This window comes from Megasphaera massiliensis (assembly GCF_036305205.1).
Lineage (GTDB): Bacteria > Bacillota > Negativicutes > Veillonellales > Megasphaeraceae > Megasphaera > Megasphaera massiliensis.
Map to the genome: position 1 here is coordinate 19,445 of NZ_JAXIXE010000002.1, position 16,658 is coordinate 36,102.

At 48.4% G+C, this 16,658-nt stretch carries 17 protein-coding genes; 2 read left to right on the forward strand and 15 right to left on the reverse strand.

The annotated features are described in order from the left end of the window. Positions 1-100: 100 nt before the first annotated feature. From UCI88_RS00250 to UCI88_RS00260, 3 genes are read right to left on the reverse strand one after another with little or no spacing between them, the layout of a single operon-like run. On the reverse strand, positions 101-1,093 hold the full coding sequence (locus UCI88_RS00250) for an electron transfer flavoprotein subunit alpha/FixB family protein (protein ID WP_044502848.1): 993 nt from the start codon (positions 1,091-1,093) through the stop codon (positions 101-103). Between the two features lie 15 nt (positions 1,094-1,108). Next, positions 1,109-1,900, reverse strand: coding sequence for an electron transfer flavoprotein subunit beta/FixA family protein (locus UCI88_RS00255; RefSeq protein ID WP_044502849.1), 792 nt, complete (start codon positions 1,898-1,900; stop codon positions 1,109-1,111). 18 nt (positions 1,901-1,918) lie between these two features. Then, a complete protein-coding gene (locus UCI88_RS00260; RefSeq protein WP_330023860.1) occupies positions 1,919-3,055 on the reverse strand; it encodes an acyl-CoA dehydrogenase family protein in 1,137 nt (378 codons plus the stop codon). Positions 3,056-3,316: 261 nt separating this feature from the next. On the opposite strand from UCI88_RS00260, the gene UCI88_RS00265 reads away from it, so the two are divergent. Beyond that, positions 3,317-3,916 carry a TetR/AcrR family transcriptional regulator gene (locus tag UCI88_RS00265; RefSeq protein ID WP_256180219.1) on the forward strand — a complete coding sequence of 200 codons (600 nt, stop codon included), beginning with the start codon at positions 3,317-3,319 and terminating at the stop codon, positions 3,914-3,916. Positions 3,917-3,987: 71 nt separating this feature from the next. Here the strand turns inward: UCI88_RS00265 and UCI88_RS00270 are convergent, their stop codons facing one another. The 3 genes from UCI88_RS00270 to UCI88_RS00280 form a co-directional block, all read right to left on the reverse strand. Beyond that, a complete protein-coding gene (locus UCI88_RS00270; protein WP_065360345.1) occupies positions 3,988-5,334 on the reverse strand; it encodes an acetyl-CoA hydrolase/transferase family protein in 1,347 nt (448 codons plus the stop codon). Positions 5,335-5,514: 180 nt separating this feature from the next. Beyond that, complete coding sequence (tatA, locus tag UCI88_RS00275) at positions 5,515-5,730, reverse strand: twin-arginine translocase TatA/TatE family subunit (RefSeq protein ID WP_044502852.1); 216 nt, start codon at positions 5,728-5,730, stop codon at positions 5,515-5,517. 45 nt (positions 5,731-5,775) lie between these two features. Then, complete coding sequence (locus tag UCI88_RS00280) at positions 5,776-6,264, reverse strand: cyclophilin-like fold protein (protein WP_256180220.1); 489 nt, start codon at positions 6,262-6,264, stop codon at positions 5,776-5,778. A 256-nt stretch (positions 6,265-6,520) separates the two neighbouring features. Here UCI88_RS00280 and UCI88_RS00285 point away from each other — a divergent pair, with 256 nt between their 5' ends. After that, positions 6,521-7,435 carry a DMT family transporter gene (locus UCI88_RS00285; protein ID WP_044502854.1) on the forward strand — a complete coding sequence of 305 codons (915 nt, stop codon included), beginning with the start codon at positions 6,521-6,523 and terminating at the stop codon, positions 7,433-7,435. A 156-nt stretch (positions 7,436-7,591) separates the two neighbouring features. Here UCI88_RS00285 and UCI88_RS00290 read toward each other — a convergent pair whose 3' ends face one another. The 9 genes from UCI88_RS00290 to iorA all read right to left on the reverse strand — a co-directional run bounded on the left by UCI88_RS00290 (position 7,592) and on the right by iorA (position 16,521). Next, positions 7,592-8,077 carry a hypothetical protein gene (locus UCI88_RS00290; protein WP_256180221.1) on the reverse strand — a complete coding sequence of 162 codons (486 nt, stop codon included), beginning with the start codon at positions 8,075-8,077 and terminating at the stop codon, positions 7,592-7,594. A gap of 202 nt (positions 8,078-8,279) precedes the next feature. Next, positions 8,280-8,765: a hypothetical protein gene (locus tag UCI88_RS00295; protein ID WP_256180222.1), complete on the reverse strand. Its 486-nt coding sequence runs from the start codon at positions 8,763-8,765 to the stop codon at positions 8,280-8,282. 38 nt (positions 8,766-8,803) lie between these two features. Next, positions 8,804-9,289, reverse strand: coding sequence for a chitin-binding domain-containing protein (locus UCI88_RS00300; RefSeq protein ID WP_330023862.1), 486 nt, complete (start codon positions 9,287-9,289; stop codon positions 8,804-8,806). Positions 9,290-9,485: 196 nt separating this feature from the next. Then, on the reverse strand, positions 9,486-9,971 hold the full coding sequence (locus tag UCI88_RS00305; RefSeq protein ID WP_256180224.1) for a hypothetical protein: 486 nt from the start codon (positions 9,969-9,971) through the stop codon (positions 9,486-9,488). A gap of 193 nt (positions 9,972-10,164) precedes the next feature. After that, on the reverse strand, positions 10,165-11,502 hold the full coding sequence (locus tag UCI88_RS00310; RefSeq protein WP_044505194.1) for an acetyl-CoA hydrolase/transferase family protein: 1,338 nt from the start codon (positions 11,500-11,502) through the stop codon (positions 10,165-10,167). A gap of 6 nt (positions 11,503-11,508) precedes the next feature. Then, positions 11,509-12,705, reverse strand: a complete 1,197-nt coding sequence (locus tag UCI88_RS00315) for a pyridoxal phosphate-dependent aminotransferase (protein WP_256180225.1) — start codon at positions 12,703-12,705, stop codon at positions 11,509-11,511. A gap of 28 nt (positions 12,706-12,733) precedes the next feature. Then, positions 12,734-14,083: an SLC5/6 family protein gene (locus tag UCI88_RS00320; RefSeq protein WP_407944381.1), complete on the reverse strand. Its 1,350-nt coding sequence runs from the start codon at positions 14,081-14,083 to the stop codon at positions 12,734-12,736. A gap of 79 nt (positions 14,084-14,162) precedes the next feature. Beyond that, a complete protein-coding gene (locus UCI88_RS00325) occupies positions 14,163-14,738 on the reverse strand; it encodes an indolepyruvate oxidoreductase subunit beta (RefSeq protein ID WP_044505196.1) in 576 nt (191 codons plus the stop codon). Between the two features lies 1 nt (position 14,739). Further along, positions 14,740-16,521, reverse strand: a complete 1,782-nt coding sequence (gene iorA, locus UCI88_RS00330) for an indolepyruvate ferredoxin oxidoreductase subunit alpha (RefSeq protein ID WP_225068537.1) — start codon at positions 16,519-16,521, stop codon at positions 14,740-14,742. Positions 16,522-16,658 lie beyond the last annotated feature (137 nt).

A 16,658-nucleotide genomic window follows, 5' to 3' on the forward strand; every position in this document is an offset into this window, starting at 1 on the left:
AAAAAGGCGCTTGAACCAATTTCATTATACTCAAAAAATAACGCCCTCTGACTCGAAAAATCGGGTCAGAGGGCGTTACTACTGTCTTAAAAGAAATTCTTTATGCCTCAAACTGTTCAATCAGTAGTTTTATCATTTTATCGGCATCTGAAACGGCACCCACATCGGAATAACGGAACATTTTTGCCTGAGGATCTTTATTTACAGAAACAATGAATTTCGCTTTATTGATTCCGCATACGTGATGGGTAGCACCGGAGACGCCAAAACCAATATATAAATCAGGCTTAACGCTGATACCGCTGGCGCCAATCATTCCACTTTCATCCTGCAGGAAACCATTATCCAAGAAGCTGCGCGTATATCCGATGGAAGCATTCAAGACTTTCGCTAAGCGTTGCAAATCTTGCCAAGCTTCTTCAGTCATGACGCCGCGGCCTGCGCAGACGACAATTTTAGCATCTTCCAGAGAATCGCCATTTTCTGCATTGGGTTCAAAGCTGACAAAAGTTTCCGTCGAGTTAATTTTACTCAGAATATCGGTATCAAGGGAAATAAGTTCAACATGTTCTTTGGCTGAAAGAGATTTATTGTCTAAAATCCCCGGGCGTACCGATGCCATTTGCGGTTTATGCGTAGGGGTAAGAATTTCACTTACGACTTTACCGCCAAAAGCAGGAACGCTCGTGCCCAACGTGCCATCGGCACCAATCGAAATATCGACGCCGTGAGCAGCAAGCCCTGTCTTCAGCTTGGCTGCAACGGTAGGGGCAATTTCGGCACCGCGTCCGGTCGCCCCAAAAAGGAAAATATCCGGTGCATATGTTTCTGCCGCCTTGACAATCACTTCACTGTAGTTCTGACAATTATAATCTTTCAGCCGTTCATCATCTGCCACATAAATTTTATCCGCACCGGACTGCTTCAAAAGATCGATAACCGGGTTCAGGGAGTCCCCTGCAACAAGAGCGCAAATCTCTGCATGTTCTACTCCACGGGTTTCTTCTGCCGCCTTTGACAACAGTTCATAATAGACAGATGCCGGCCGATTATCCTTTACTTCGGCATAAATCCAGATTTTTACTTTCTCCATTTTACTTCCTCCGTCTTAATCCATATGCTGTCGAATTTGTTTTGCCAGTTCCTGAGCCGCTTCAGCCGCACTTCCGCCCAAGATTTTACCCGCTCTGGATAATTCAATCGTTTTCAGTTCCCCAGACTGCGTCGGAGACCCTGCCAATCCGATAAACCACTGGTCAAGATCAATATCATCAGCAGAATAAACGGTAATTTCTTTTTTCACAGCTCGTGAAATCCCGGCTGCCGTCGTATACCGCACCTTATTTACCGAACTTGTCACGGCAACAACACAAGGCATGGTTAAGTCATAGGTACCGATACCATCTTCAAATTGACGTTTTACCCGGACTGTATGGTCATCTAAAACGTGGAGGCCAATGACATTCATGGCATGAGCAATCCCCAGCCAGGTTCCGATCTGTGTGGGGACATGGCCTGTGGCCCCGTCCGGAGTATCATTCCCGCACAAGACGAGATCGTATTGTCCGGAAGTTTTCAGAAGCTGGGCCAGCGTATAAGAAGTAGCCAGTGTATCGGCGCCGCCAACGCGTCGGTCGCTCAATAAATAGGCATGATCCGCTCCGAGAGCCAGGCATTCCCGCAGCTGTTCCGTCGCCGAAGGCGGGGCCATCGTAAAGACATCAACAGACCCACCGCGTTCGTTTTTCAACACCAACGCAGCTTCCAAGGCATGTAAATCAGCCTCATTCGTAACCGCTGGAATCCCTGCACGATTTAAGGTTTTCCGGACGGGATCCAAGGTAATCTGGTCATAATAAGCCGGATCCGGAACCGCTTTAATGCAAACTGCAATTTTCATCTTATTCTTAAATCCTCCTTATAACTGACTACTAATCAGGCCGGTCAATGTTTTCGTACTGCCGCAGACCATAGAGTACATTTTGGCATCACGGTAGAAACGTTCGATCCCCGTTTCTTTTACCAAGCCAAGGCCGCCGTAAAGACTCATGCATTCACTGCAAACATGTTCCATCAACTGTTCACCGTCATGCTTCAATGCAATCATGGAAAGATACATGTCTGTGCCGTTATTCATACCCACCAAAGCTCCATACAGAGAATTGCGATACGTATCAATAGCCTGCCATAATTTCCCGATATCAAATCGAATCGTTTCATGAGTATCCCAAAGAGCTTTTCCTCCCGACATACGCTGTTTCAGATAACCGACAGTCTGTTCAAAAACAGTTTCCATACCGCCCAGCATAGCAGCTGCATAACCACAATAACCTAAGAACATGTGGTAATTAAAAAGTTCCGTTCCTAATCCCAAATCATTTTCTTTCGGCACGCGAACGTCATTCAAATAAATCTGACCGGTGCGGGATCCGTTGAAGCCGACCTTGTTTTCAATATGACCGGGAACAAATCCCACAGCTTCTTTAGGCACCATAATATACCGGATATTTTCAGCAGATGGAGCTTCATCAACAGGACCGCAGGCAACGATGGCCAGATCCATGCTATCCGCGTTTGTAGCAAAGATTTTTCCACCATTAATAACCCATTCGTCACCATCCAGCTGAGCCTTCGTTTCAAAACTTGACAAATCATTGATACCGCCGGGTTCAGTTACCCAGCCACCCAGAAGGTATTCTCCCCGTAAGGCCGGCTTTAGAAATTTTTCAATCTGTTGTTCATTAGCTATTTCTGCCATAAAACCGGCAAAGACCTCGCCTTGGAGCAAAGAGATGAAGGCCATGTTGCCACTGACCTTGCCTAATTCTTCGATGACAATTCCATAATTGACCCAGTCAACGCCGCTTCCCCCTTTTTCTTCGGGAATCGTATAACCGAGGAAACCAAGTTTCGTCAAAGCCAAGACTAGTTCTTTAGGACTTTTGTCTTCATCTTCCATTGCGGAGATAAAAGGCCGTACTTCTTTTTCCGCAAAAGTTTTCACGGCTTTTTCAATCAATCTCCGTTCCTCATTCATGTACCATTTCGACCACATAACAGTCCTCCTAAAAACATCAAAATAATTAGTTCGGAATGTGTTCCGTTTATGTTCCAATTATATGGCCTTATGAGTTCATTGTCAATCTTTTTTTCCTGATAGTTATACGATCCATAACAAAAACGCCATCAGCGGGCCTTGTTTCTGCCCTTTGACGGCTAAAATTTCTTTTGCTATAATCGAACCGATACAAAAAGGATGTTTGAAGCATTCCCTGTTAGATTCCGGATAAAATAAAAGAAAGCGGGAAGTGTTGTAATGTCAGAAAAAAGAACAGAAAAATTAACCAAAACGAATAAAATCAAGAATACCAAGGAACTCGTTTTTGATATCGTCGTAAAAGATATTAAAGATTACGGCTACGATGAAGTAACGGTCCGTACGATCTGCGAGAAAGCAGAAATTTCTACGGGTATGTTTTATCGCCTCTTTGGTTCAAAAGAAGGTGTCTTAAATTACTATTATGAAAGAATGAAAATGCGATTTGATCAAGAGGTTCGGCCGAAATTAGAAGGACTTCCTGTAAAAGAGCAACTGCTTCGCTATCATGTATGGCTGTGCCAATTTACAGCTGACCTGGGGGCCGATTTCACAAAACATTTTATATCGCCCACAAATGATATTATGAATACTGAAATTTTTGCAAATCAGGTCCGTAAAATCACCGAATACTATTTAGAAAATGCAATTGCTGACGGATTTCAACTCTCCCCGGGACGAACTCCTTATATGGTGTCCAAAGATTTATGCGTCATTGCCAAGGGCTGTATGTTTGACTGGTCTGCTCAAGACGGTGATTACGACTTGCCTGATTTTATGTCAAAAATTTTAAATCGGACGTTAGAAACCCTTCTATAAAAAATCATTAAGATTCCACGAAAAAAAGGCTCACACCGAGGTGTGAGCCTTTTGGGCTTAGTTAAAATTCATTACATGGTAACTTTACTGGTCTGTGTCCAGATACCCATTTTTTCAGCCTGTTTAATCAGATCTTCACGGAAATCCGGATGAGCGACGTTAATCAGTGCTTCTGCACGTTCCCACGTCGATTTGCCTTTTAAGAGGGCCGTGCCGTATTCGGTAACGATGTAGTGGACAGCCGAGCGCGGCGTCGTGATGACCGTGCCCTGGGGCAGGGTCGGTTTAATCAGGGATTCGACGTGACCGTCTTTAAATTTACGCGTCGAATGGACGCAGATGAAGCTCTTGCCGCCTTCCGATGCGAAAGCGCCCTGTGCAAAGTCGAGCTGGCCGCCGGTACCGCTGATCTGCTGGTAGCCTGCCGTTTCAGCGTTGACCTGGCCATAGAGGTCAAGGTCGATGCAGCCGTTGATGGAGATAAATTTATCGATGCTGGCAACGACGCCGATGTTGTTGATGTAGCTTACCGGTGCGTTGAATACGATCTGGTTGTCATCGATGAAATCATAGAGGCGCTGTGTACCGCCGGCGAAAGCGTACATGATTTTACCCTTATCACGGTTCTTCTTGCCCGTAATCTTACCGGCTTCATAAAGGTCTACATAGGAGTCGACAAGCATTTCCGTATGACCGCTCAAATCTTTGACGTCCGATTCAGCCAGCTTCTTGCCGACAGCCGACGGAATGCCGCCGATGCCGAGCTGCAGCGTGCTGCCGTCTTCGATGAGGGGAATGATGTGGTCCGCGATCTTATCATCGAGTTCCGTTCCCGGACGATTCGGGATCTGCGGCATCTGGTGGTTCGAGCCTTCGACGACATAGTCGACGTCGCAGAGGTTCAGTTCCGTTTCATAGCCCAAAGCTTTCGGCATGTTCTGGTTGACTTCGAGGATAATCGTCTTAGCTGCGCGAATGAGGCCGCGAAGGTCAGCAGCCTGAGGCCCGATGTTGAAGTTCCCCCATTTATCCATGGGATGGACCTGGATGATCAATTTATCGATATGCTGCCAGTACTTCGGCAATTCGTTAAACAAGATCGGCAGGAACCAGCAGCGACCGTCTTTGCACATCTTACGTTCAAAGCCGTTCATATGGCCCGTAGCGAAGCGGATTTGATCGTTAGAGTCACTGTTTAAATATGCCGCATAAGGTTCATCTTTGACGATGGTCGAAGCGACGATTTCGACGCCGTGCAATTCTTTTGCCCGTTTACCGATTTCAATGTCGATATCATACGGAGCCGAGCAGCCGAGACCATAAGAAACGCGTTCGCCATCTCGTACGAGGGCCGCTGCCTGTTCAGCAGTAATCAGTTTCTTCTTATACTCTTCTGGAACTTGTGAAAGCTTGTACATTATAAAGTCTCCTCCTTCATGACTTTGCAATAGTAGTATGAGATAACCTTATATATAGTATAAAGCTTTCGGGCTTTAACTGCAATCATATTTTGTGAAAAATATTACAAGAGGCAGTCTTTTTATGCAATAGCCAAAAGAGTTCCTTGCGGAAAACGAAAAAGCATAGCTCATGAGGGGCTATGCTTTCCGGTCGGATTCTGTATCGTTCTTTTTTTCAGTCTTTTCTTCATCAACGGATTTGTCATCACTCGTTTCAGCCGAGTTGACGGCATCTTTAAATTCCCTCAGACTCTTTCCCAAAGCGCTGCCGATGGTCGGCAGTTTCCCCGGTCCGAAGACGATGAGGGCAATGACTAAAATGAGCAGTAATTCCGGAGCTCCTAAGCCAAACATATTCTTCCTCCTACGATAAATGCATGAATCCTAAAATAAATTTCCCTATTCATTCATGAGGTAACCGGCAAATTCACCGTCCGTCTGCAGCAAATAATTCATGCCGCCAATGACGCGCCCGACGGGAATCAAGGTAGACACGGTATCTTCCGGCTGGCAGAAGATGACCAACTCCTGCGTCGTCGTATCAAAGGCAATATCGCCGATTTTAGGCGTCATGTCCGTTTTATCCGCATCGGACAAGACGACAGGCGGCATATCAGGCAGGACGATTCGTCCGTCTTTTCGCTGCAGCGGTACGACCAGCGGCTGCCGTTCGGCCAATTCCAAGGCCGCCGGCGTATCGTATAACCCCAGGACGGCATGACCGCCTTCAAAAGAAAGCCGCGTCTTAGCCGCATAAGGCCCGGCATCACCAAAAATAAAAGAACTATTATGGGAAGCCCCTTGAAGACTTGCCTGCAGGCAGTTCATATACCCCGTTAAAAAGAATAAAAAAACACCGACCGCCAATCCGAGTACAGCCAAACTCATTCGTTTTCTCGTCAGTCTCATCACACTCACTACCCTTCTAAAAAACTGTATGGCCATACAAAGACCATGTAACACTGTATCTGTGCGGCTGCCAAATCTACTGTTTCAAAACAGTCTTGCCGTCGCTCCTTTAACGTATCTCGAGGATACACCTTGGAGTCAACACGAAGTCAAGTTTTTTTTATTTACTTTTTGCTAATATTATTATATTATAGTACTATTGTTTTTTCCATATTTTATGAAAGGATTTATCAAAATGTACCAAACAGAAGCCAAGGGCACGATTTTTCTCCTAATCACAGCCCTCATCTGGGGATCGGCCTTTGTCGCCCAAAGCATCGGCATGGACTATATCGGTCCCTTCACCTTCAGCGCCGCCCGTAACGTCATCGCCATCATCGTCCTCATGCCGGTCATCCTCTTATTTACCGATAAAAGAGATGACGGGACGTATCCGCCCATATGGCAGCAGCTCAAGCCCGATGCCATTACCCTCACCGGCGGCGCCTGGTGCGGCCTCACCTTAGGCATCGCCGATACCCTGCAGCAGGTCGGCATCACCATGACGACGGCCGGAAAAGCCGGATTCATTACCGCCATCTACATCGTCCTGGTCCCCCTCATGGGATTTTTCATCGGCCGCAAGGTTCCGCGAATCATCGTCTTCTGCGTCATCCTGGCCATGACCGGATTCTATTTTCTCTGCATCAACGGCGATTTTGAAATTGCCTTCGGTGACCTCCTGGTCTTCTTCTGCGCCATCTTCTTCGCCCTTCACATCTTGGTCATCGATCATTTTCTCTTAAAAAAAGCCCACAGCATCAAAATGTCCTGGGTCCAGTTCGCTATTGCCTTCCTCTTTTCAGCAACCTTGACCATCCTCTTTGAAAGTCCGACGGCCTCGATGCTCTGGGATGCCAAATGGCCGATTTTATACGCCGGCGGTCTTTCAAGCGGCGTCGCCTACACCCTTCAAATCGTCGGCCAAAAATACACCGAGCCGACGACGGCAACCCTTATCTTGAGTTTAGAAGCCGTCTTTGCCGTCCTGGCCGGCTGGCTCATCTTAGGCGAAGTCATGACCGGAAAAGAAATTGTCGGCTGCGTCCTCGTCTTTGTAGCCGTCATCTTGGCCCAAATTCCATTGCCCGCTCGTTTATTCGGCAAGTAACCACTATAAATCCTTCAAAATACGGCAAGACCGTCAGACTGTCCGCCATCCCTCGACAGCCCGGCGGTCTTATTTATGCGCCTATAAAAAACGTTTTTGAGGCATAAAAAAACTGCCCATGTCTCAGACACAGGCAGTACGTATTCTACGAACAGCTTACTCAGGGAACCTCATCGTGATGGACGTAACGACCAGAACGCCATTAGCATCACGACCATACGTGATTTTAATCAAGGCCCCATTCTGCGCCATATAGCTAGTATATCCGTTTCCGGACCGCCCTCCGCTATACAATGCATCCACCGTAGACTTAGGAACGCCAACCGTAATCCCCATGGGCGTTGCAATCCCATTATTAGCACTGGTCATCAGTTCTGCGACGGTATTGTCATAGAGCCTCTCGAGGATAAAAAATCCCTTGCCGTAGCGGTATGACTTAGCATCTTGGTTGAGGCGGTCCTTGCCCCAAGCAGTCTCTGTCGGGTCACCATAAACACTGCGGACATAACTGATGGGACTTCCTAAGGTAATGCCGCCCAAGGAGGCTTCACTGGCAGGAACCGGACCAAAGGTATAGGCTAAGCAGGTACTCACCACCATCATGGAAAGAGCAAAAACCATGACTGCAACTTTTTTAAACATAATACCAACTCCCTCCGTATTCTCGTTCGTTTTATCAATCTACGTTTATCTTATCATACCGATTCTCTTGGTATCAATATTTTCACAGAAACAACAGGCCGGTAATTCGGATCGACGTTCCATTTCCCGTCGCTTACATCCCATCCATTCCGCAAAAAACTGCCCGTATCGTCTGACACGAGCAGTTTCAAGAAAAAAAAGCTTACGCCGGATAACGTATGTACATGGACTTAACGACCATAACACCCTTGGCATCTGCTTCATATTTGATTTCAATGCGTTTCCCCTGGTCCGTCAGGTAAAGATAAGCGCCGTTCCAAAGACGCCCTTCACCATATAATGTATCGACAGTGGACTTGGGAACGCCGACGGTAACTCCCATGGGCGTCGAAATCCCGTTATTGGCATTGGTCAAAATCTCCTCGACCGTATAGTTATAGAGATTTTCAAGGATAAAAAATCCCTTGCCGTAGCGATACAAGATTGCATTTTCATTCAATACCGTCTTCGCCCGTCTCTGTTCCGTCGGTTCCCCATAAATACTGCGGACATAAGTCATCTTATTGCCCAAGGTAATTCCGCCCAGAGAAGCTTCACTGTCAGGAACGTTGCCGACCATAGCGGCGAAACAACTGCCGACGGCCAGCATAGAAAGGGTAAAGATCATAAGGGCTATTTTCTTAAACATAATACAAAATCCTCCTCTATCATCCTTTGTTTGATTTATTACGCCGAATAGCGAATATAGATGGATTTAACGACGGCGACATCATTGGCGTCGTCTACGTATTTGATTTGAATGACTTTGCCTTCCTGCGTCAGATAGCGATAGGATCCCTGGACAAAGCTGCCTTCACCATACAGCTTATCGACGGTCGACTTGGGAATGCCGACGGTAATCCCCAGGGGAGTGGCAATGCCGTTGTTGGCCGTCACATAGAGTTCTTCTACACTGCTGTTCTTGGGATATTCGATGACGTAAAAGCTGTTGCCGTAGATGTTGCTGAAAGCATCTTGCCGGATATAGTCCTTAGTCGGGACTCGATCCGTCGGAGCGCCGTAAATACTGCGCACATAGCTCATGGGGCTTCCTAAGGTGATGCCGCCGAGCGACGCCTCGCTGTCCGGAACGGGACCTGTCATAACGGCCAGGCAGGTATTCGCCAGCAGGGTAGTAAGGGAAAATGCCAGAACTGCCACTTTTTTGAACATGATAGAAAATTCCTCCTCTATTATCGGTTTGCTTCTCAATATAACTGAATCGTATCATAAAAAAATAATTCTATCAATATGTTTACAGCGCCTGCCGTTTAATTATAAACACAATTCTCCGACCGGGTTTTATCGCCCCCATGCGACGCAAAAAAACTGCCCATGGTAACGACATAGGCAGTCCTGATTGAGCCTGTTACGACTGGTACTGTATATTAATGGATTTAACCACCGTGACCCCATTGGTGTCGTTTCCGTAAACGATCATAATGGCTATGGCATTCCGGGTATAATAATAGTACTTGCCCTGCGAATACGTACTACTGCCATACAGTCTGTCGACGGTCGATTTGGGAACGCCCACGGCAACGCCCATAGGCGTCGCAATGCCGTTGTGGGCGTTTACATAAAGTTCCTCTACGGCTGCCTTATCAGCATATTCAATGACGTAAAACCCCTTTCCATAGCGGTTGGCAACAGCCTTGGTATTAAATCGGTTCTTGGTCATATAACGCTCCGCAGGAGATCCGTAAATGCTGCGAACGTAACTCATGGGACTTCTCAAGGTAATCCCGCCAAGGGAGGCTTCACTGGCCGGAAGGGGACCTGCCTTATCGGCCATACAAAGGCCGCCCAAAAGGACAGAAAAAGCAACGATCAGTACTGCCATTTTTTTGAACATAAGCTGAATACCTCCTCTCTCATCGATGATTCAGTCATGTTTTACTATACCTGCATAGTAGCATAAAAGATTATTTTTATCAACATTATAACAAATTTAAGGCAGTACGCAGATAAAAAGAGTCCCTCATCACACTGCATGACGAGGGACTCTTCGCTTATAGAAATGCCCTTGCAAGGCAAGCTACACTACTTTATCGTTTGTTGCTTCTCCGCCAGATACGCTGTTCTTCGGCGGCTTGAATCAATTCTTCCCGAACTTCCGGATGGGCGATGTCAATCAAGGCTTCGGCCCGCTGCCACGTGGCCAGGCCCGACAGGTTGGCAACGCCGTACTCCGTTACGATGTACGGGGCCTGGGTCCGGGGCGTCGTGATGATGTCGCCGCCCGTAAATTTCGGCAGGATGTTGGAATGGCGTTTGCCCTTGCGGTCGACGCGGCTGGACTGCATGGCCAGGAAGGCCTTGCCGTGTTCGGCAGCATAAGCACCGGTGACGAAGTCGAGCTGTCCGCCCGTACCGCTGATGTGCCGTGTGCCGGCCGATTCGGAACAGACCTGTCCGTAGAGGTCGACGGCAATGCAGCTGTTGATAGAGATGAAATCGTCGAGCTGGCGAATCGTTTCCGGGTTGTTGACGTAGTACATCGGTGCTGACAGGATGTCCTGGTTGTGATCCAGGAAGTCGTACAGCTCCTGCGAGCCCATGCAGATGGAGAATACACCTTTTCCCCGCTGGAAGGGTTTCTTATCATTGGTGATCTTCCCGGCCTTATAGAGGTTGAGATAGCCGTCACTCATGAGTTCCGTATGCATCCCGAGATCCTTTAAGTCCGATTCGGCAATGAGGATGCCTAAGGCATTGGGCATGCCGCCGATACCGAGCTGGAGGGTAATGCCGTCATGGAGATAGGGGAAGATTTTGCCGGCAATTTCCTTGTCGATCTCTGCCGGTTCGCGGTTCGGGGCAAGCCCTACGGGTTCATCGCTTTCGATGACGGCGTCGACGTTCGAGATATGGATGTGGTCGTTGCCCATGCCGAAGACGGTCGGCATCTTAGGATTGACTTCGACGATGATGTGTTCCGCTGCATCGAGCATTTCCTGCTGACAGCCGTTGGTGAGGCCAAAGGAGAAATTGCCCTGCTTATCCATAGGCGATACGGTAATCATGGCCACGTTGACCGGCGCAAAGCCCCGGCGGTAGTAGGAGCCGCAGTCGCGGAAGAGCATCGGCTCGTGATAAGCCCGGCCGGCATCGAGATACTGCCGGTCGACACCGGAGCAGTGCCACAGGTTGTACGTAAAGGTCTTGTTCTCCGGATCGGCTTCCAAAATAGCGACGGGATGGCAGGAAATGGCGTTGCGCACCTTGATATCCTGTAATTCGTCACGGCGCCGGGCCAATGCCTTGTCGAGGGCCGTCGGATACGCACAGCTCATGCTGTAATCGACCCAGTCACCGTCTTTTACCAGCTTGACGGCCTGGTCGGCACTGCAGCATTTCGCTTTGTACTCGTCGTATACGTTCATAGTCTGTTACCTCTTTTCTTGGTATTGAGCGATGAGCTGCCGGAATGCCGGGAAGGAGCGCTTAATCATGTCAGCTTCGACACAGTAGGAAATCCGTACATAGCCCGGGCAGCCAAAGCTGTCTGCCGGTACGATGAGGAGGTTCAAAGCTTTAGCCTTGTCGGAGAAAGCCTTGGCATCAGCCTCGGGCGACTTGACGAATAAATAAAACGCGCCGCTGGGATACACACAGTCATAGCCCATTTCTTTAAGTCCATTATATAACAATTTACGGTTTTCATCATAGACGTTCATATCCGACGTCTGGCCCATGCATTTCAAAATGACATCCTGGAAGAGATGGGGTGCGCAGACGAAACCCATGGACCGGCCGGCACCGCAGACAGCCGTATAGACTTCAGCCGCTTTTTCAGCACTGGGCGGCACGAGGATGTAGCCGATACGTTCGCCGGGAAGGCTCAGGGATTTACTGTAGGAATAGCAGACGATGGTATTCTTATAGATATGAGGGACGTATAAAATGGGAAGTCCGTCATAGATGATTTCACGGTACGGTTCATCGGCGATGAGGTAGATGGCATGGCCGATGTCTGCCGATTTCTTAGTCAGCAGGGCGCTGAGTCTTTCAAAGGTTTCTTTCGAATAAACGACGCCTGACGGGTTGTTCGGAGAATTGACGATAATGGCCCGTGTATGCGGCGTAATCGCCTTTTCAAGTTCATCCATGGGAATCTGGAAGTGTTCCGTATCAGGCGGAACGACGACGGCTTTCGCCCCGGCGTTAGCGATGAATACCGAGTATTCCGGGAAGAAGGGCGCGATGACGATGACTTCATCGTCCGGGCCTTCGACGAGGGCCTTTAAGGTAACCGTCAAGGATGCGGCTGCGCCGCAGGTCATGTAGAAATGGGACGCTTCGACGCCGGCCTGATAAGTCTGATTCATGTAGTCGGCCAGTCCCTGGCGGACGCTGAGATCACCGGAAGCCGCCGTATAACCGTGAATCGCTGCCGATTCGCGGGTGGCGAGGATATCTTCGATTGCTTCTTTAATACAGGACGGGGCCGGAACGGTAGGATTGCCGATACTGAAGTCAAACACTTTATCTTTACCGACGATTTTACTCTGTTCCTGACCATAAGCAAAGAGTTCGCGGATAACCGAACTTTGGGAACCTAAACGGTACATTTCTTGGGAAGCCATAAGAGTCACTCCTTTATACAATAAAAGTCTACCATAACGAAATGAGCGGGGAAATGAGGAGAATGAACCCCATAAACACGATGGGAATCAACCGCCATGTACGGTATTTCTTAAAGATATCGAGTTTCATGACGAGGTAGGTCGGCAGGAAACAGGCGATAATGCCGATAAGGCCGCCTAAAATCGGTGTAAATTTCAAGATTGGAACATTGAGGACGATGACGCCCCAGCAAAGGATGATACAGCACAGGCTGGTAGCATAGGTAATCACCTTTTTCGGGATGGAATCGGCATTCATGAACCGGTTCAACAGATTCAAAACGATCCCCGTACAGGCATCGCGGAAGCTGAGGAACATGGCAAAGAAAGCCGTAACCACTGCGAAGATGTTCAAAATCAGATTCAAGACCTTAATCAAGGCGCCGTCCATATTCTGCGCAGCCAGGGCCAAGGCGGAAATATTGGCCGTATAGGCGACGACAGCTTGGTCATGATCGATAGCCAGATTGAAAGAAATGGTGTAGAAAACGACCAATCCGACCAAGAATAAGTACGCCCTGTTATAAACCCTCATAGCTCGATAATGGGCGACGACCTTATTATCCGTTTTGGAGCGGAAATAGATGACGACCGGCCCGAGGGCTACGAAGAATTCGATCGACATGGCGATGAAGGGCAGCATGATGATAAAGTTTTTAATGACGTACCAGGCATCGGGCGGAATCAGGATATTGGCCAGATCCCAGTGGGAAATCATGATGAGGCCGAGAGCCGCGATGACCATGGCTTTGGTAAAGACCATGCCCGACGAGATCTTCATGAGCAGTTTTTCCCCTTGGGACGCGATGAGGACCAAGAAGGAAATGAGGGCCACGCCATAAAACATATTATCGACCAGTGGCGATTCCGTAACGCCGAAAGTCATTAAGAAGGACGAACTGTCATTCGTCAACGCTGTAGAATACAAGAAGAGGAGAATCGTCGTAAAGACGAAATATAGAGCACCCAGGAAGAAACCCCAATTTTTCCCCAAATAACCGGAGATAATACCTGCAAAATCCTCACATTTAGGAGCTTCTGCCAAAACGTTCAAATACAATTTCTGATGAGCATAGGCAATCGGATAACCGACGATAGCGACGAGAGCAAAGATAAGCAAACCGGATAACCCGACTTGGATGGGCAGAAAAACGATTCCCGCCCCTAAAGACATACCGACACACAGGATGACCCAACCGAGGTCAATGCCGCTGAATTTCGTTTCTGCTTTCCATTCGTCGACGGTGATGCCCGCCGCCTGTGCGTACATTTCATAGGATTTGCCGAATAAACGTGAACGAAGAGATGGTGCTTCTGGTACTTTTGTCGTAGGTTGCATGGTGTTTCTTCCTCCTTGGGTGCCAAAAATGCCAGGCACTTCATTTCATGCCTGGCATTTTACTCTAGCACACACTCTATTATACAGCGGCCATACCGGCATCGAAAGCCTTTAAATTAATATCGACAAAAGCAGGTTTTACTACCTTGGCAATAATCGCCTTCCAATCGATATTATGCAGTCCCAAGGATCCGATGAGAGACCCTAAGAGGACGACGTTGGCACTTTTTGGATTCCCGAGGTCCGTCGCAATTTTCGTTGCGTCGACAATGGTAATCGGTACGCGTTTTTGTAATTCTTCTAAGATTCCTTCCGGATACGAACAGGCGCCGGACAAAATCGGCAACGACGGAATCTGCATCTTATTGACGACCATCTTGCCGTCTTTTTTGAGGAACTTGGCATAGCGAGCCGCTTCCATTTCTTCGAAAGAAATGAGGATATCTGCCGAGCCTTCGCCGATGATCGGCGAATAAACTTTTTTACCGAAGCGGACCTGCGTGCTGACGCTGCCGCCGCGCTGGCTCATGCCGTGGACTTCGGACATTTTTACATCGTAACCGTTTTCAATGAGGCCGATGGTTAAAATCTTACTGGCTAATATAGTACCCTGACCGCCGACACCGACGAAGAGTACGCTCTTTACGTCTGACATATTATTTATCCCCCTTCTTGTAAATGGCATGAACCGGGCAGACCTGCATGCAGACCGTACAGCCGACGCAGTCCGTTTCAGAAATACCGGATTTCTTCGCTTCATTGTCGAAGCGCAGAGCCGGGCAGCCTGTCGACAAGCACTTCTTACAGCCGATGCAGACTTCCGTATCGACGGCGCACGGTGTCATATCGAGGTCGAATTCTTCTTTATCTTCTTTGGAGAACTTCTTGAGGACGCAGGGCCACTTGGTGATGATGACCGACGGTTCATCTTCGATTGCATACGCCCAGTCGAGGGTTTCTTTCATGACTTTGAGGTCCAGCGGATTGACGGTGCGGACATTCTTAATACCCAAGGCTTTGACGACCGTTTCGATATCGATGAGGGTAGCCGGTTCGCCTTTGATATTGTAGCCCGTGCCCGGATTTTCCTGATGGCCCGTCATGCCGGTGATGCGGTTATCCAAGATGACGCAGATCGTGTTGGAGCCGTTGTAGGCAACTTCGGTCAGGGAGTTGATGCCCGTGTGGAAGAAGGTCGAGTCGCCCATACAGCCGACGACGCGTTTCTTCTGATCACTCAGTTCAAAGCCGTGGCTGAATCCGTGGCCGACGGAGAAGGCACTGCCCATGCAGACCGCCAAGTCTTTGGCATTAAGGGGAGCCGCGCCGCCTAAGGCGTAACAGCCGATATCGCCGATCATGACCGTATCTTTCCGTTTGCCCAGTTCGTAGAAGAAGCCGCGGTGCGGACAGCCTGCGCAGAGAGCCGGAGGACGGGGAACGAACAAGGTATCGGGAACGTCGAAGCCTTCTGCCTTTTCTTTCAAAATGCCTTCGGCAACGATATTCGGGTTGAGTTCGTCGATCTTGGGGATGACATCCTTGCCATGACAGGCGATGCCGGCCTGGCGGATCTGTTCTTCCATGAAGGGATCGAGTTCTTCGACGACGTACAGTTCATCGACGGAATCGGCAAAAGCTTTGATTTTCTTCATCGGCAAGGGGTAGGTAAAGCCGAGTTTCAAGTAAGAAGCCTTGTCGCCTAAAGCGTCTTTGGCATACATATAGGCCGAGCCGGCAGAGATGATGCCGATCTTCGTATCGTGCATTTCGACGACGTTAAAAGGACATTCTTCAGCGTATTCTTTCAATTTTTGTTCCCGTTCTTCGACGACGTAGCGGCGCTGTTTGGAAATGGCCGGGACGGCATCCATCTTTTCGCGCTGTTTCTTATAGGGAACGGCCGGAACCTCTACACGATCACTTTCTTCAACGAGGCTCTTCGAATGACAGACACGAGTCGTCATGCGAATCATCATGGGAACGCCGTACTTTTCGCTGACGCGGTACGCTTCTTTGGTCATGTCGATGCATTCCTGGGAGTCCGACGGTTCAAACATGGCGATTTTAGCGAATTTAGCATAGTTGCGGTTGTCCTGTTCATTCTGGGACGAATGCATTCCCGGATCGTCAGCCGATACGAAGGCAAAACCGCCGTTCATGCCTAAGTAGGAGAACGTAAACAGCGGGTCAGCTGCTACGTTGACACCGACCATCTTCATGGCTGCGAAAGAGCGGACACCAGACATAGAAGCGCCGATAGCCGCTTCCATAGCAACTTTTTCATTCGGTGCCCATTCAGAGTACATACCATCATAAGTCGAGACGTTTTCCAAGATTTCCGTACTCGGCGTACCGGGATAAGCCGAAGCAAAGGAAACGCCGGCTTCATATAAGCCTCTGGCGATGGCTTCGTCACCGGACAATAATTTTTTCATAATTCATACCTCCTCATTCGTTGAATCAGCTCATTTATCTGTTCGACAATATATATGAAATAATCATGCCAACTATGATATTATCGAATTTAAGCCATTTTTTCATATTGATAAGCTAATTGATATTCAAAATATGT

Bases quoted from the DNA above. Each gene is read 5' to 3' on its own strand.
- UCI88_RS00250 (WP_044502848.1), bottom strand. From the start codon at position 1,093: ATGGAGAAAGTAAAAATCTGGATTTATGCCGAAGTAAAGGATAATCGG.
- UCI88_RS00255 (WP_044502849.1), bottom strand. From the start codon at position 1,900: ATGAAAATTGCAGTTTGCATTAAAGCGGTTCCGGATCCGGCTTATTAT.
- UCI88_RS00260 (WP_330023860.1), bottom strand. From the start codon at position 3,055: ATGTGGTCGAAATGGTACATGAATGAGGAACGGAGATTGATTGAAAAA.
- UCI88_RS00265 (WP_256180219.1), top strand. From the start codon at position 3,317: ATGTCAGAAAAAAGAACAGAAAAATTAACCAAAACGAATAAAATCAAG.
- UCI88_RS00270 (WP_065360345.1), bottom strand. From the start codon at position 5,334: ATGTACAAGCTTTCACAAGTTCCAGAAGAGTATAAGAAGAAACTGATT.
- tatA (WP_044502852.1), bottom strand. From the start codon at position 5,730: ATGTTTGGCTTAGGAGCTCCGGAATTACTGCTCATTTTAGTCATTGCC.
- UCI88_RS00280 (WP_256180220.1), bottom strand. From the start codon at position 6,264: ATGAGTTTGGCTGTACTCGGATTGGCGGTCGGTGTTTTTTTATTCTTT.
- UCI88_RS00285 (WP_044502854.1), top strand. From the start codon at position 6,521: ATGTACCAAACAGAAGCCAAGGGCACGATTTTTCTCCTAATCACAGCC.
- UCI88_RS00290 (WP_256180221.1), bottom strand. From the start codon at position 8,077: ATGTTTAAAAAAGTTGCAGTCATGGTTTTTGCTCTTTCCATGATGGTG.
- UCI88_RS00295 (WP_256180222.1), bottom strand. From the start codon at position 8,765: ATGTTTAAGAAAATAGCCCTTATGATCTTTACCCTTTCTATGCTGGCC.
- UCI88_RS00300 (WP_330023862.1), bottom strand. From the start codon at position 9,289: ATGTTCAAAAAAGTGGCAGTTCTGGCATTTTCCCTTACTACCCTGCTG.
- UCI88_RS00305 (WP_256180224.1), bottom strand. From the start codon at position 9,971: ATGTTCAAAAAAATGGCAGTACTGATCGTTGCTTTTTCTGTCCTTTTG.
- UCI88_RS00310 (WP_044505194.1), bottom strand. From the start codon at position 11,502: ATGAACGTATACGACGAGTACAAAGCGAAATGCTGCAGTGCCGACCAG.
- UCI88_RS00315 (WP_256180225.1), bottom strand. From the start codon at position 12,705: ATGGCTTCCCAAGAAATGTACCGTTTAGGTTCCCAAAGTTCGGTTATC.
- UCI88_RS00320 (WP_407944381.1), bottom strand. From the start codon at position 14,083: ATGCAACCTACGACAAAAGTACCAGAAGCACCATCTCTTCGTTCACGT.
- UCI88_RS00325 (WP_044505196.1), bottom strand. From the start codon at position 14,738: ATGTCAGACGTAAAGAGCGTACTCTTCGTCGGTGTCGGCGGTCAGGGT.
- iorA (WP_225068537.1), bottom strand. From the start codon at position 16,521: ATGAAAAAATTATTGTCCGGTGACGAAGCCATCGCCAGAGGCTTATAT.